The sequence below is a fragment of the Pseudorhizobium endolithicum genome, assembly GCF_902153245.2.
In the GTDB taxonomy this organism is placed as follows: Bacteria; Pseudomonadota; Alphaproteobacteria; order Rhizobiales; family Rhizobiaceae; genus Neorhizobium; species Neorhizobium endolithicum.
Genome location: NZ_CABFWF030000010.1, coordinates 394,744 through 410,435, shown reverse-complemented (window position 1 = coordinate 410,435; position 15,692 = coordinate 394,744). Strand labels below are relative to the sequence as shown.

At 64.3% G+C, this 15,692-nt stretch carries 12 protein-coding genes; 9 read left to right on the top strand and 3 right to left on the bottom strand.

The genetic code is table 11. From position 1 onward, the window contains the following. Positions 1-11 precede the first annotated feature (11 nt). Positions 12-866 carry a carbon-nitrogen hydrolase family protein gene (locus RTCK_RS07810; RefSeq protein WP_142592389.1) on the top strand — a complete coding sequence of 285 codons (855 nt, stop codon included), beginning with the start codon at positions 12-14 and terminating at the stop codon, positions 864-866. Beyond that, positions 863-1,291: a DUF1178 family protein gene (locus RTCK_RS07805; RefSeq protein WP_142592388.1), complete on the top strand. Its 429-nt coding sequence runs from the start codon at positions 863-865 to the stop codon at positions 1,289-1,291. The genes RTCK_RS07810 and RTCK_RS07805 overlap by 4 nt, the downstream gene beginning before the upstream one ends. A 2-nt stretch (positions 1,292-1,293) precedes the next feature. On the opposite strand, the gene ubiG is transcribed toward RTCK_RS07805, so the two are convergent. After that, positions 1,294-2,040: a bifunctional 2-polyprenyl-6-hydroxyphenol methylase/3-demethylubiquinol 3-O-methyltransferase UbiG gene (ubiG, locus tag RTCK_RS07800; protein ID WP_142592387.1), complete on the bottom strand. Its 747-nt coding sequence runs from the start codon at positions 2,038-2,040 to the stop codon at positions 1,294-1,296. Between the two features lie 666 nt (positions 2,041-2,706). Here ubiG and RTCK_RS07795 point away from each other — a divergent pair. From RTCK_RS07795 to clpB, 7 genes are all read left to right on the top strand, one after another. Further along, positions 2,707-3,288: an SH3 domain-containing protein gene (locus RTCK_RS07795; RefSeq protein ID WP_235988610.1), complete on the top strand. Its 582-nt coding sequence runs from the start codon at positions 2,707-2,709 to the stop codon at positions 3,286-3,288. A gap of 226 nt (positions 3,289-3,514) precedes the next feature. Next, positions 3,515-4,789 carry an aspartate kinase gene (locus tag RTCK_RS07790; protein ID WP_142592432.1) on the top strand — a complete coding sequence of 425 codons (1,275 nt, stop codon included), beginning with the start codon at positions 3,515-3,517 and terminating at the stop codon, positions 4,787-4,789. Between the two features lie 84 nt (positions 4,790-4,873). Then, positions 4,874-7,141, top strand: a complete 2,268-nt coding sequence (gene ptsP, locus RTCK_RS07785; protein WP_142592431.1) for a phosphoenolpyruvate--protein phosphotransferase — start codon at positions 4,874-4,876, stop codon at positions 7,139-7,141. Between the two features lie 26 nt (positions 7,142-7,167). Next, complete coding sequence (gene prfA, locus RTCK_RS07780) at positions 7,168-8,250, top strand: peptide chain release factor 1 (RefSeq protein WP_142592386.1); 1,083 nt, start codon at positions 7,168-7,170, stop codon at positions 8,248-8,250. Then, entirely contained in the window at positions 8,247-9,116 is an 870-nt protein-coding gene (gene prmC, locus RTCK_RS07775; protein ID WP_142592385.1) for a peptide chain release factor N(5)-glutamine methyltransferase, read from the top strand. The genes prfA and prmC overlap by 4 nt, the downstream gene beginning before the upstream one ends. 302 nt (positions 9,117-9,418) lie before the next feature. Then, positions 9,419-10,141, top strand: coding sequence for a DUF4167 domain-containing protein (locus RTCK_RS07770; protein WP_142522776.1), 723 nt, complete (start codon positions 9,419-9,421; stop codon positions 10,139-10,141). A gap of 264 nt (positions 10,142-10,405) precedes the next feature. Beyond that, positions 10,406-13,006 (top strand): ATP-dependent chaperone ClpB, encoded by a 2,601-nt coding sequence (clpB, locus tag RTCK_RS07765; RefSeq protein WP_142592384.1) that lies wholly within the window; start codon positions 10,406-10,408, stop codon positions 13,004-13,006. Positions 13,007-13,085: 79 nt separating this feature from the next. Here the strand turns inward: clpB and RTCK_RS07760 are convergent, their stop codons facing one another. Then, a complete protein-coding gene (locus RTCK_RS07760) occupies positions 13,086-13,385 on the bottom strand; it encodes an aminoglycoside adenylyltransferase domain-containing protein (RefSeq protein WP_142592430.1) in 300 nt (99 codons plus the stop codon). A gap of 14 nt (positions 13,386-13,399) precedes the next feature. Then, on the bottom strand, positions 13,400-15,334 hold the full coding sequence (locus RTCK_RS07755) for a M23 family metallopeptidase (protein ID WP_142592383.1): 1,935 nt from the start codon (positions 15,332-15,334) through the stop codon (positions 13,400-13,402). Between the last annotated feature and the right edge of the window lie 358 nt (positions 15,335-15,692).

Genomic DNA, 15,692 nt, shown 5'->3' with positions numbered 1-15,692 from the left:
GGAAAGCGACCATGACGTTCAAGGCTGCCGCCATCCAGATGTGTTCCGGCATCGATCCGGAAAAGAACGCCGCCGATATGGCCCGGCTGGTGCGGGAGGCGGCCAGCCAGGGCGCTGTCTATGTCCAGACGCCGGAGATGACCGGGGCTGTCCAGAAGGACCGTCCGGGGCTGATGGCGGTGTTGCGGGACGAGGCGAGCGATCGGATCGTTTCCACCGCGCAGGAACTTGCCCGCGAGCTCGCCATCCATGTGCATGTCGGCTCCACCGCGATCGCGCTGCCCGACGGCAAGATCGCCAATCGCGGTTTCCTGTTCGCCCCCGGCGGCGGGCGGATCTGCACCTATGACAAGATCCACATGTTCGACGTCGACCTCGACAACGGCGAGAGCTGGCGCGAGAGTGCCGTCTACCGACCGGGTGGCGAAGCGCGCGTGGCTGAGCTTCCCTTCGCCAAGCTGGGCTTTGCGATCTGCTACGACGTGCGTTTCCCGTCCTTGTTCCGGACCGAAGCGGTCGCCGGCGCCGAAGTGCTGACCGTTCCCGCCGCCTTCACCCGGCAGACCGGCGAGGCGCACTGGGAGGTGCTGCTCCGAGCCCGCGCCATCGAGAACGGTGCCTTCCTGATCGCCGCAGCTCAAGCCGGCGTGCATGAGGACGGGCGGGAGACCTTCGGCCATTCGATGATCATCGATCCCTGGGGCAAGGTACTGGCTTCGGCCGGCGGCAGCGGCGAGGCGATCGTCGTCGCCGAGATCGACGTCGAGCAGGTGAAGGCCGCTCGCGGCAAGATCCCGAACCTCAAGAACGCCCGCGACTTCACGCTGGAGACGGTGACGGCGGAGGCGAAAGGGGTCGCCGCGTGATCCGCTACTCGCTCGTCTGCGACAATGCCCACGGCTTCGAAGGCTGGTTTTCCGGAAGCGCTGATTTCGACCGGCAGATGGAAGCCGGCCTCCTGACCTGCCCGAGCTGCAATTCGGCTGCGATTTCCAAGTCGCTGATGGCGCCCTCCGTTTCTACCGCCCAGAAAAAAGAGGAAAAGCAGGCGGTCGCCATGGACCTCGCCCAGAAGCAGGTGATGGCGAAGATCCGCGAAGCGGTGGCGGCCATCAAGGCCAATGCCGAGGATGTCGGGGAGAAGTTCCCCGAGGAAGCCCGAAAGATCCACTACGGCGAAGCCGATGCCCGGGGCATAGTCGGGCAGGCGAGCTTTGCAGAGGTGCGCGACCTTCTCGATGAGGGCATCGAGGTGGCGCCGCTGCCGATCCTGCCGGAAGATGCGAATTAACGTTATTCCGCCTTCTTCGCCAGCAGCATGTAGTTGACGTCCATATCGGGAGAAAGGTTCCAGCGGTCCTGGAGCGGGTTGAAGAAGACGCCCGTGCGGTGAACGATGCTCATGCCACTCGCCGAAAGTGGTGTCTCCAACTCGTCGGGACGGACCAGCTTCTCGTATTGATGTGTACCCCGGGGCAGCCAGCGCAGGATGTTCTCCGCCGCGAAGATCGCCAGCGCGCGCGCCTTCATCGTGCGGTTGATAGTCGCGACGAACATCAGTCCGCCGGGTTTCACCATGGAGGCGCAGGTGCGCATGAAAAGATCGACGTCGGCGACGTGCTCGACCACTTCCATGTTGAGGACCACGTCGAACAACTCGCCGGCTTCCGCCAGTTGCTCGGCGGTGACGGCGCGATAGTCGACGCTCGTGCCGGTCTCGTCCGCATGGGTGGAGGCGATACCGATATTCTTCTCGGAGGGATCGGCGCCGACGACCGCGGCGCCCATGCGGGCGACCGGCTCTGCGAGGAGGCCGCCGCCGCAGCCGATGTCGAGGATCCGCAAGCCGGAGAGCGGCAGATGAGCTTTCGGGTCGCGACCGAAATTCTCTGCCACCCGGTCACGGATATAGGTAAGGCGCACCGGATTGAACTTGTGCAGCGGCTTGAATTTGCCGGCCGGATCCCACCATTCCGCGGCCATGGCGGAAAAGCGGTCGACCTCGCTCTGGTCGATAGTAGTCTTTGCGGCATCTGTCATAGGTCGTCACCTCCAGCGTCTGCGCCTGAGGTCGGACGATCGAGGGCAGAAGTCAAGGGCCGTTTCCTCCGCGTCGCTATGATCCCCGTTACGAGGCTCCAGCGACGGGCGGGTTTCTTGACAAAGTCCTGTTCCACAGCCTCCTGCGCTTGTTGGGAGAGCTGATGGAACCTCGTGTCGAGATTGGCCGCACAGAGCGGCAGCTTCGCTCAGGCGGAGCATTTGTTGCACCCCGCCGATCTGTCTGATGCGGCGAGGACAGCATCGGTCTGCTGCAGACGCGTCTTCGGCGACGCTGGTGGAAGTGGGAGATCCTGCGCGGGATGTGGATCAGGGCTGGGGCTGACGGCAGACTTCTTCATGTTTTGGGGCACGCATTTTCTCGCAGGGAGGTGAAACATCCCGGAGAGCCGTTTGACCGGGGGGAAGGGAGTCGTAGCCACCGAGGCATCGTGCCTGTGAGCTACGGGTGCATCTGAAGCGGGTGTTTCTTTTGGCAGCCACGGGCCGACACAGTCCATGCGCTGGACGCTGCCTGCTTCCGCGACCATTTAAAACGTGTGCCGCCGTTCATGGGCGGTTCAGGGGCTGAGCGGAACAATGGCGGGTGTCCGACATTGAGTGGAAACAAGAGCGGCAAGCTCGTCATTTCGCAGGAGAAAACACGTGAGGAAGTATCTGTTCAGTGCCGCTGCTGCCCTGTGTGCAGTGGTGGCCGCGCCTTCGCTGGCCGATGCGGCCGTGCGGGGACATTCCACGGCCAACGTCAACATGCGCTCGGGCCCGAGCACCTCCTACCCGGCTGTGACTGTCATTCCGGCCGGGTCTCCGGTGACGATCTACGGATGCATGAGCAGCGTCAACTGGTGTGATGTCGCCTTCTCTGGCGGCCGCGGCTGGGTCTCGGGCCGCTACGTCCAGGCGAGCTATCGCGAACGCCGCGTCTATATCGGCCCACAATATTATCGCCCGCTCGGAATCCCGACCGTCACCTTCGAGATCGGCAACTATTGGGACCGGCACTACCGGGGCCGCGACTTCTACCGCGACCGCGATCGCTGGGACCGTGATCGCCGAGACTGGGACCGTGATCGCCGGGATCGGGATCGTGGCGACTGGGACAGGGATCGTGACCGGGATCGGGATCGCGCGGATCGTGACCGGAATCGTGAGCGCGACCGGGATTTCCGTCGACCGCGAGGGGCTAATCCCGGCGGGGACGCCAACTGCTTCCCTCGCTGCCCCTAATGGTCGGTCATTGAGATTACCGACCGCCCTGACTGCAGTCGGAGAACCATTCAACTCGGAACGCCCGCGACGGGCGTTCTTTTTCTTTCAGGTCGCCAGGCTTCGCTCTTGCCGCCATTGCGCCCCACCCCCCTTTTCGATAAGAGACGCGGCGAAATCCCGCCTTGCCTGCAAGACGGGCAAAGACAGCCGCTCCCGCGGGAGCGAACGGGTGGTATTGATCAGCATGGCTCGCATCGTCATGAAGTTCGGCGGCACTTCGGTCGCCAATCTGGAACGCATTCATAATGTCGCGCGCCATGTGAAACGCGAGGTCGATGCCGGTCACGAGGTGGCCGTGGTCGTCTCGGCAATGTCCGGCAAGACAAACGAACTGGTGGGCTGGGTTCAGGACATGCCCAAGGTCGCCGGCGGCGATTCCCCCTTCTATGACGCCCGTGAGTATGACGCAGTGGTCGCGTCCGGCGAGCAGGTGACGTCAGGGTTGCTCGCCGTCGCGCTGCAGTCTATGGGCGTCAACGCGCGTTCCTGGCAGGGATGGCAGATCCCGATCAAGACAGATAATGCACATGGCGCCGCGCGCATCCTTGAGATCGATGGCACGGACATCATCCGTCGGATGGGCGAGGGGCAGGTCGCGGTGGTTGCCGGTTTCCAGGGTATAGGCCCTGACAATCGCATCGCCACCCTTGGACGCGGCGGCTCTGACACGTCCGCAGTCGCCATTGCTGCTGCGGTCAAGGCAGACCGTTGCGACATCTATACGGATGTCGACGGCGTCTATACCACGGACCCGCGCATCGTGCCGACGGCTCGGCGGCTGAAGAAGATCACCTTCGAGGAAATGCTGGAAATGGCGTCGCTCGGCGCCAAGGTGCTGCAGGTTCGCTCCGTCGAACTTGCCATGGTCCACAAGGTCCGCACCTTCGTGCGGTCGAGTTTCGAGGATCCCGATGCGCCGGGCATGGGCGACCTCCTGAACCCGCCCGGCACATTGATTTGCGACGAGGAAGAGATCGTGGAACAGGAAGTCGTTACCGGCATAGCCTATGCCAAGGATGAGGCGCAGATTTCGCTCCGCCGGCTGGCCGACCGCCCCGGCGTTTCGGCCGCCATCTTCGGACCGCTTGCGGAAGCCCACATCAACGTCGACATGATCGTGCAAAACATTTCCGAGGACGGATCGCGCACCGACATGACCTTCACGGTTCCCTATGGAGACGTGCAGAAGGCGCTCAGGATCCTCGAGGACAACAAGGAAAAAATCGGCTTCGACGTCGCGCAGAACGAATCAGGTCTCTGCAAGGTGTCGGTCATCGGCATCGGCATGCGCAGCCATGCCGGGGTCGCTGCGCATGCTTTCAAGGCACTTGCTGAAAAAGGCATCAACATCAAGGCGATCACGACATCCGAAATCAAGATTTCCATTCTTATCGACGGCGCATACTCGGAACTGGCCGTTCGGACTTTGCATTCCGCCTACGGTCTCGATAAGAGTTGAACATGAGCCGAAGGGCTGCGCTTTCCTGCAGGGAAGGGGCGGTGCCGACGGGTGGGGCACCTTGTTTCGGGAGCGATGATGCCGATGAGAGAGCTGTCGGCGGGTCCGCGCGTTCTGCTGCGGCGGCTGCGCGAACTGATGGCGGAGCCGCTCGATCCGCAGGAGCGCCTTGACCGCATCGTCCGCCAGATCGCCAGCAACATGGTGGCGGAGGTCTGCTCGGTCTATGTGCTGCGATCGGACGGGGTGCTGGAGCTCTACGCCACCGAGGGTCTCAATCCCGAAGCCGTCCATCTGTCGCAGCTGAAAATGGGGCAGGGGCTTGTCGGCACCATCGCCGCCTCGGCCCAGCCGCTCAACCTTTCGGACGCGCAGGCGCATCCCGCCTTCCGCTATCTCCCTGAAACGGGAGAAGAAATCTACCATTCCTTCCTCGGCGTCCCGATCTTGAGAGCCGGTCGCACTTTGGGCGTCCTCGTCGTTCAGAACAGGGCGAGTCGGACCTATCGCGAGGATGAGGTCGAGGCGCTTGAAACGACCGCGATGGTAATTGCCGAGATGATTGCGACGGGGGAACTGAAGAAGATTACCAAGCCGGGCCTCGAGCTCGACCTGACGCGTGCCGTCACCATCGGGGGTGACGGCTACAACGAAGGCATCGGTCTCGGCCATGTGGTTCTGCACGAGCCGCGCGTGGTGGTCACCAATCTGCTCAACGAGGATGCCGAGAGCGAGGTCCGGCGGCTGGCCGAGGCGCTCGGCTCGCTCAGGATCTCGATCGACGACATGCTGTCGCGGCGGGACGTGGCGACCGAAGGCGAGCATCGTGAGGTCCTCGAGACCTACAGGATGTTCGCCTACGACCAGGGCTGGGTGCGCCGCATGGAAGAGGCGATCCACAACGGCCTGACGGCGGAAGCGGCGGTCGAGAAGGTCCAGAGCGATACCAAGGCGCGGATGATGCGCCTGACCGACCCTTATCTTCGGGAGCGGATGCACGACTTCGATGACCTCGCGAACCGGCTGCTGCGGCAGCTGACCGGGTTCAGCGGACGGGCGATCAGCGAGGGACTGCCGGCGGATGCGATCATCTTCGCGCGCGCCATGGGTGCGGCCGAACTTCTCGATTATCCGCGGGAACGGCTGCGTGGGCTCGTGCTGGAGGATGGCGCCGTGACCAGCCATGTGGTGATCGTGGCACGGGCGATGGGCATCCCGGTGGTCGGCCAGGCCGCCGGGGCGGTGGCGCTTGCCGAGAACGGTGATGCGGCAATCATCGACGGCGACGACGGCCAGCTTCACCTGCGGCCGGTGCCCGACGTGCTGAAGGCCTACGAGGAGAAGGTCCGGCTTCGCGCTCGCCGCCAGGAACAGTTCCGGGCGCTGCGCGACGTCGATCCCGTTACGAAGGATGGCAAGCGCATCAGCCTGATGATGAATGCCGGGCTGATCGTGGACCTGCCGCATCTGCCGGAATCGGGGGCGGACGGCATTGGGCTGTTCCGCACGGAACTGCAGTTCATGATCGCCTCGACCATGCCCAAGCTGGAGGAGCAGGAGGCATTCTATCGCACGGTCATCCGGCAGGCGGGCAGCCGGCCCGTGACGTTCCGGGCGCTCGATATCGGCGGCGACAAGGTGGTCTCCTATTTCCGTGCGCACGAAGAGGAGAATCCGGCGCTAGGCTGGCGGGCGATCCGCCTGTCGCTCGACCGGCCGGGCCTGTTGCGCACGCAGCTGCGGGCGCTTCTGCGGGCTTCGGCGGACTCCGAGCTGCGAATGATGCTGCCGATGGTGACGGAAGTGGCCGAAATCCATGCGGTACGCGAACTCCTGCAGAAGGAGGTGCAGCACCTGTCGAAGTTCGGACACAGCCTGCCGCGCAAGCTCTCGTTCGGCGCCATGCTGGAAGTGCCGGCCCTGATGTGGCAGCTGGACGAGCTGATGGCCGAGGTGGATTTCGTTTCCGTGGGCTCCAACGACCTCTTCCAGTTCTCGATGGCGGCCGACCGCGGCAATGCCCGGGTCTCCGACCGCTTCGACATGCTGGGCAAGCCGTTCCTGCGGATCCTGCGCGATATCGTGAGGGCGGCCGATCGCAACAACACTCCGCTGACGCTGTGCGGCGAGATGGCCGGCAAGCCGCTTTCCGCCATGGCGCTGATCGGTCTCGGCTTCCGCTCCGTATCGATGGCGCCGACCTCGATCGGGCCTGTCAAGGCCATGCTCCTGTCGCTCGATGCGGGCAGGCTGATGGAGACGCTGAACGCGGCGCTGGACGATACGCGGACGGGAGAGCCGGTCCGTGATCTGCTCATCCGTTTTGCGGCCGAGAACGGTATCCCGCTCTGACAAGAGCAATGATGGAGTAGATCCGGGTGGCGAAGCTTCCTGTAGACAAGATGCGCGAGCTGGAGCGCCGCTTCGGCGAAATCGAGGCCCGAATGTCCGAAGGCCCGGCCTCCGACGTCTATGTCAGGCTGGCTTCGGAATATGCGGAACTGCAGCCGGTCGTCCGCAAGATCCGCGATTTCGAGAAGGCAACGACCGAAGTGGCAGGCCTCAAGGCGCTGCTGGCGGACAAGGCGACCGACCGAGAGATGCGCGAGCTGGCCGAGATGGAACTGCCGGACGCCGAGGAGAGGGTCGAGGCGCTGGAGAAGGACATGCAGGTCCTGCTCCTGCCGAAGGATGCGGCGGACGAGAAGAGCGCCATTCTGGAAATCCGCGCCGGCACCGGCGGCAACGAGGCCGCGCTCTTTGCCGGCGACCTGTTCCGGATGTACGAGCGGTATGCGGCGGGCAAGGGCTGGAAGGTCGAGGTGCTTTCCGCCAGCGAGGGCGAGGCCGGCGGCTTCCGTGAAATCATCGCGACCGTCAGCGGGCGGGGCGTCTTCTCCAAGCTGAAGTTCGAGTCCGGTGTCCATCGGGTCCAGCGTGTGCCGGATACGGAGACGCAGGGGCGGATCCATACCTCGGCCGCGACCGTCGCGGTCCTGCCGGAAGCGGAGGAGATCGATATCGAGATCCGTCCGGAGGACATCCGCATCGATACGATGCGCTCCTCGGGTGCCGGCGGACAGCACGTCAACACGACGGACTCCGCCGTCCGCATCACCCATCTGCCGACGGGGCTGGTGGTGACCAGTTCGGAAAAATCGCAGCACCAGAACAGGGCGAAGGCCATGCAGGTGCTGCGCTCGCGCCTCTACGACATGGAACGGCAGAGGGCCGAGAGCGAGCGGTCCGCGGATCGCAAGAGCCAGGTGGGCTCCGGCGACCGGTCCGAACGCATCCGCACCTACAACTTTCCGCAGGGACGGATAACCGACCACCGCATCAACCTGACGCTCTACAAGCTCGACCGGATGATGGAAGGGGAGATCGACGAGGTGGTCGACGCGCTTATCGCCGACTATCAGGCGGGGCAGCTGGCGCAACTCGGCGAGCAGCAGGGGTGACGACGCTCGGGGCACTTGTCGGAGAGGCGAGGGCTCGCTTCGCGGCGGCCGGGCTTCCCGATGCGGCGATCGAGGCGCGTATCCTTATCGGAGGGCTACTCGGCCTGACCCATACCGAGGTCTTCACCGGTGCGGACCGTGCCGTTTCGGCGGCGGAGAGGGCCGACATAGAAAATGCCATCGCACGCCGCTTGAAACGCGAGCCGGTACATCGCATATTAGGAGTGCGTGAATTCCACGGAATGCCGATGCGGCTATCCCGAGGCACGCTGGAACCCCGCTCGGATACGGAAGTTCTCGTCGATGCCATGCTGCCTTATGCAAGGCAGGTCGCGGCGGCCAAGGGTGCGGTACGCATCCTGGACCTCGGGACCGGAACGGGCGCAATCCTGCTCGCACTCCTGAAGGAATGCCCGGAAGCGACCGGGCTTGGCGCCGATATCTCTGCGGATGCCTTGCAGACGGCTCAGGCGAATGCCGCGGCTCTCGGTCTTCAAGACCGGTTCGAAGCGGTTCGCAGCGATTGGTTCCAGAACATTGGGCAGCGGTTCGACATGATCGTGTCAAATCCACCCTATATACGGACTGACGTCATCGCGACACTGGAACCCGAGGTCAGGAACTTCGATCCCCTGGCTGCCCTTGATGGCGGCCCCGACGGAATGGATGCCTATCGGACGATCGCGGCAGGTGCTGCGGAAGTTCTCGAACCCGGCGGAACGGTAGGTGTGGAAATCGGGTTCGACCAGAAGGATGCGGTGAGCGAGCTTTTTACCTCGAAAGGGTACGTGCCTGGGCAGTCGGTGTGCGACTTCGGCGGCAACGACCGTGTGCTCGTGATGACGCGGCAGGGGCCGGATACCTGATTTTGCACAGCGAAAGAAAAGGCTTGGATTTCCAGAGGAAGCACGATAGTTTGCGGCCACGTACCGGGGCGGCTGGGAATGAACGGAGATTCGTTCGGGTTAAGGTCAACCCTGAAACCGGCTCTTTTGAGTTTCAAAGGTTGAACATTTCCTGGTGCGTGATTCAGGTAATTTGACTTTCACAAGCGGCAGGCGGCTTGGTGTCCTCCTGTCCGCGGCGCGCGAAGTCTTGGTCTGGCGGAAGCCAGCATGGCTGCGCGGCCCCTTATCAGCGGACAACAGACAATTCAGGTGATCTATCTATGAGGCCAGGACAGCAGAACAAGCGCGGTCGAGGGCGCGGCGGCAGCAACAATGGCGGCGGCGGCAATAACTTCAACCGCAAGGGCGGCAACCCTCTTACCCGCACCTATGACAGCTCCGGCCCAGACGTGAAGATCCGCGGGACGGCCCAGCATATTGCGGAAAAATATGCGGCCCTGGCGCGCGATGCCCAGAGCTCCGGCGACCGGGTGATAGCCGAAAACTACCTGCAGCATGCGGAACACTACAACCGCATCATCGCCGCCGCGCAGGCACAGATGCAGGAGCGCTTCCAGCGTGACGATCGCGGCGAGTTCCAGGATCGCGACGGCCAGGAGGGCGACGACATCGAAACGACCGAGGGCGACGACGAAGGTTCGTTCCGCCAGCAGCCTTCGGCGGAGGCTCAGCCGCAGCGTCGGGACAACCAGCAGCAACGTGAGCAACAGCGCGAGCGTCAGAATCGCCGCGAACGTGACCAGCTTCCTGCTGCCGAGGCAGCACCCGCCATCGACGGCTCCGGCCCCCAACCCGTGATCGAGGGTATCCCCGCAGAAGTGGCCGCGGAATCGGAAGAGCAGGGCGCGCAGGCCGAACGGCAGCCGCGCCGCCGCAATGCCGGCAATCGGCCGCGTCGCCCCCGTAGGGGAGAAGAAGGTGCTGCCCAGGAGGACGGTGCTGCCGAACCCCGGCCCGAACTGGCTGACGCAGCGGGCGAGTAAGACTGTCTTCTTAAATAAGACATTGCAAAGCTCCGGTCGGAAGGCCGGGGCTTTTTTCGTGCCGGAGCCTAGCGAATCGCAGTCTGGAGCTGGCCGCGGGCAGCTATCGTGTCGCGGCCAGCCAGCTCCTTTAAATCTGCGAAACGACCTCCCATATCATTTTCAACGCCGGGCAATCCGGCGACGGGCTCGCCTTTGAGGGAGCTCAATCTCAATCATCGGTCCGTGCCTTACGAAGGGCGGAACGATCTGTGGAGGTTCGACATGAATATCGAGAAATATTCCGAGCGGGTTCGCGGCTTTCTGCAGTCGGCGCAGACCCATGCGCTTTCCGAGGGACACCAGCAGTTCACGCCCGAGCATGTGCTGAAGGTGCTGCTCGACGACGACCAGGGCATGGCGTCCTCGCTGATCACCCGTGCCGGCGGCGACCCCAAGGAAGCGCGGCTCGCCAATGATGCGGCACTTGCCAAGCTGCCCAAGGTTTCCGGCGGCGGTGGTCAGGTCTATCTGTCGCAGCCGCTCGCCAAGGTGTTCACCACCGCCGAAGACGCGGCAAAAAAGGCGGGCGACAGTTTCGTCACCGTCGAGCGGCTGCTGCTGGCGCTCGCCATCGAAAGCACGGCATCGACCTCCGCGACGCTCAAGAAGGCCGGCGTGACGGCTCAAGCCCTCAACCAAGTCATCAACGAGGTCCGCAAAGGGCGCACGGCCGACAGCGCGAACGCCGAACAGGGTTTTGACGCGCTGAAGAAATATGCGCGCGACCTGACGGCGGAGGCCCGCGAGGGCAGGCTCGACCCGGTCATCGGCCGCGACGACGAGATCCGCCGCACGATCCAGGTGCTTTCCCGCCGCACCAAGAACAATCCGGTGCTGATCGGCGAGCCCGGCGTCGGCAAGACGGCTATCGCCGAAGGCCTGGCACTGCGCATCGTCAACGGCGACGTGCCGGAAAGCCTGAAGGACAAGAAGCTGATGGCGCTCGACATGGGTGCCCTGATCGCCGGCGCGAAGTATCGCGGCGAATTCGAGGAGCGGCTGAAGGCTGTTCTCAACGAAGTCCAGGCGGAAAACGGCGAAATCATCCTCTTCATCGACGAGATGCATACGCTGGTCGGCGCCGGCAAGGCTGATGGCGCGATGGATGCGTCCAACCTGCTGAAGCCTGCGCTCGCCCGCGGGGAACTGCACTGCGTCGGCGCCACCACGCTCGACGAATACCGCAAGCATGTCGAGAAGGATGCAGCCCTTGCCCGCCGGTTCCAGCCGGTGATGGTGGACGAGCCGACGGTGGAGGATACGATCTCGATCCTGCGCGGGCTGAAGGAGAAATACGAGCAGCACCACAAGGTGCGGATCTCCGACTCCGCCCTGGTGGCTGCCGCGACCCTTTCCAACCGCTACATCACCGACCGCTTCCTGCCGGACAAGGCGATCGACCTGATGGACGAGGCCGCCTCACGGCTTCGCATGCAAGTGGATTCCAAGCCGGAGGAACTGGACGAACTGGATCGCCGCATCATCCAGCTGAAGATCGAGCGCGAGGCGCTGAAGAAGGAAACCGACACAGCGTCGGCCGACCGGCTCTCGCGACTCGAAAGCGAGCTTGCCTCTTTCGAGGAAGAGGCCGATGCGCTGACAGCTCGCTGGCAGGCGGAGAAGCAGAAGCTGGGGCTGGCAGCCGACCTCAAGAAGCGGCTCGACGAAGCGCGCAATGAGCTGGCGATCGCCCAGCGGCAGGGCGAGTTCCAGCGAGCCGGCGAGCTTGCCTATGGCGTGATCCCCGGCCTGGAGAAGGATCTGGCCGCCGCGGAAGCGCAGGATACCGGCGCCAATGCCATGGTGCAGGAGGTCGTGACGCCCGACAACATCGCCCATGTCGTCTCCCGCTGGACCGGTATCCCGGTCGACAAGATGCTGGAGGGCGAACGCGACAAGCTGCTTCGCATGGAAGACGAACTGGCGAAGTCCGTCGTCGGCCAAGGCGACGCCGTGCAGGCGGTGTCGCGTGCCGTTCGCCGCTCGCGTGCCGGGCTGCAGGATCCGAACCGGCCGATCGGCTCGTTCATCTTCCTTGGACCCACCGGCGTCGGCAAGACGGAACTGACGAAGTCGCTCGCCCGCTTCCTGTTCGATGACGAGACCGCGATGGTGCGCCTCGACATGTCGGAATACATGGAGAAGCACTCGGTCGCCCGGCTGATCGGCGCGCCTCCCGGCTATGTCGGCTATGAGGAAGGCGGCGCACTGACGGAATCCGTCCGCCGCAAGCCCTACCAGGTCGTGCTGTTCGACGAGATCGAGAAGGCGCATCCGGACGTGTTCAACGTGCTCCTGCAGGTGCTCGACGACGGGCGCCTCACGGACGGACAGGGCCGGACGGTGGACTTCAAGAACACGATCATCATCATGACCTCGAACCTCGGGGCCGAGTATCTCACCAGCCTGCCGGAAGGCGCGGATACCGCCCAGGTGCGCGACCAGGTGATGGACGTGGTCAAGGCCTCGTTCCGGCCGGAGTTCCTGAACCGCGTCGACGAGATCATCCTCTTCCACCGCCTGCAGCGGACGGAAATGGGCGCGATCGTCGATATCCAGATGAAGCGGCTGGTCTCGCTGCTCGCCGAGCGCAAGATCGTCATCGAGCTCAACCCGGACGCGCGCGAGTGGCTGGCGGACAAGGGTTACGATCCGATCTACGGGGCGCGGCCGCTGAAGCGGGTGATCCAGAAGTTCGTGCAGGATCCGATGGCCGAGCAGATCCTCGGTGGGCAGATCCCCGACGAATCCACGGTCGCCGTCGATGCGGGCTCCGATCGGCTGCTCTTCCGCGTCAGGCGGCAGGTCAGCGAAGCGGCATAAGCCTCCGTCGTTCTGGAAAGAAGTGCGGGGGCCTCCAGTGCGAGGCCCCGTTTGCTTGCGCCGGGCCTGGTTCTGACGGTCAGAGCAGTGCAGCCACGGGCGTTGCCAGATCGTCCGCCACCCGCCGAACCTGCTGCCGGTCGGACGTCCAGTCCATGTCACCGAGGCCGAGATATTGGAGCTTCGCCTGCCGGATCAATGCTGCTCTCCGTCCCGGCAGCAGGGGCATGACCCAGTCGGCGGCGGCATCCTTGGAGACGAAGTCACCGGCTGCGAGCGTCCGCCACATCTGCACCAGATAGGCGGCGACAAGCGCCTCGGGGAAGCATTGCCGGATCAGCTCCAGCGCCTCTTTCGCCTCATGGGAACGGGATCGGATACCATCGCCGCCCGCTACCGGCTGGCGACCTCCGCCGGATCGCCGCCGAGCAGCGCGTCGATGCGGCTGCGCTCTTCCTTGAAGCGGGCGAGGTTCTCCCCCTCCAGCGACTTGCCCCCCGGCAGGCGGATCTTCATCGGGTCCACCTTGGTGCCGTTGACCATGAGCTCGTAATGCAGGTGCGCACCGGTCGAAAGCCCGGTGGAGCCGACATAGCCGATGACCTGACCCTGGGTCACCTTGGCGCCCGGCTTGATGCCGCGGGCGATCGCGCTCTGATGGTTGTAGGAGGAGACATAGCCGTTGGCGTGGCGGATCAGCGTCTGGTTGCCGTAGCCGCCCTTGTCCCAGCCCGCCGATTCCACCACGCCGTTGCCGGCGGCAATGATCGGCGTGCCGCGCGGTGCCGCCCAATCGGTGCCCGTATGCATGCGGGCATAGCGCAGGATGGGGTGGCGGCGCATGCCGAAGCCGGAGGTCATGCGGCCGTTCGGAACCGGATTGCGCAGCAGGAACTGCCGGATGCTGCGGCCGTCGGCGTCGTAATAGTCGATGCCGCCGTCGTCGGGGTTCTGGAAGCGGTAGAAGCGGGTCGTCGTGTCACCGAAATGGGCGTTCACGTACAGAAGCTCGGACTGTTCGCTCGCCTGGCCGCTTTCGTCCTGGACGGAAAAGAAGGCCTCGATACGGTCGGTCGGCTTCAACTGCGCCTGCAGGTCGACGCTGCTGGCCAGCAGCTTCACGAGCAGGCCGGTCATGTCCGCCGTCATGCCGTAGGAGAGGGCGGCCCTGTAGATGCCGTCATAGACACGCGGCAGTTCGCGGCCGGTGGCGACCTGGGGTGGCTGATCACTGAAGGCACCCGCGACCGCGTCGATCATCGGCGGCTCCTCGGCGTCGACGATCCGGCCGTGATCGTTGAGCGCGATAGTGACGTCATGCCGCCCATGGCGGTAGACGGAGGCGCGGACGACCATCACCATCTCGCCCTGCTGCAGCACGCCGATGCGCAGCACGTCGCCGGGCAGGAGCTTCGGCTCGCTCAGCCGGTTGCCGAGATGGCCGGCGATCTCTTGCGCCTTGCCTTCGGGATAGCCGACATCCGTCAGGGCGGTGGCGATTTCCTTCTCCGAACGGATCGGGATGATGTCGTCGGCGTAGTCGCGGGTCTGCGGCGTCACCGGTTCGGCCGGGCTCACCGACATGTTCTGCTCGAGGATACGCGCGGTCAGGCCGGCGGTAAGGTCCAGCCCGTCCTCCGCCGTCGAAAAACGCTGCGGATCGACATAGTAGAGGGCGGAAAGCTGGGTGTGGCCATCGGTCAGGACGGAGCCGTTGGAGCGGATGTTCTCCTCGACCTCCTCCAGTGACATGGACGGTGCATAGGGATAGCGGGCGCCGCTGGCCGGGAAGGGGAGCGCGCGGAGGCTCACCTCCGATTCGACCTCCGACCCGTAGATGACCCCCGTGCTCCCTGCGCTGGGCGCCGGCCCCTCGCTCGAGGCGAAGATGGTGAGAGGATCGAAATCGGGATAATCCTCCTGCGCCACGTGATTGGCCGCAAGGTTCATCTTCACATGCGCGAAGGGACGGCGGCGGATGACCTCCTTATTGCCCTCGTGGACGACGGTGGAGACCTCCATCACCTTGCGGTCCGTCGGCATGGCGACGATGTTGCCGCCGAGAAGGCGCCCGCCGCGGGTGACGCTGTCGGCCTCCTCCTCCATCGGAAGCATGGCGGAGGCTTCGGCGGGCGTCGCCAATTGCTGGCGCCCGTCGAGCGCGGCAAAGAGGGCCACCCCCATGAGAACCGAGGAGGTGATGCCGGTAAGGAAGGTGCCGGAGAGCCAGCGCAGTGAGATTTCGCGCCGATCGGGCGCCCGCCGGCCATCGGCCAGGAGGGGCGGCTCGTTGCCGAGCGTCCGGATCATGCTGCGGGCGTTGATCATGCGGTCGTTTCTGTCCCCTGTTGCCCTCTTGGACGGGTGCATTGTCGCGGCGGGAATTTGCGCAAACATGTGCCCCTTTCGCCCTGCCGTGTCAAATCGGCAAGCGGTGTGCCGCCGCTCCGGCCCCGGCCCATTTCACGGATTGGGGTATAGACCTTACAAATGTGAAGATCTGGGGGCGGAGGGGGTGTGGGGGGATGGGATGGATGGCGGGTAGGGCGCGCGGTTTTTGCTGGTGGGGGAGTGGTTTTCGGCGGTTCGTCTAATTCGCCGTTATCTACCAATGGCTTAGCGGAAATCTTTGCGGGGGCGGAAAAAGCGTGTTGACTTGTTTTGGAGGTTGGGACTATAAACCGCT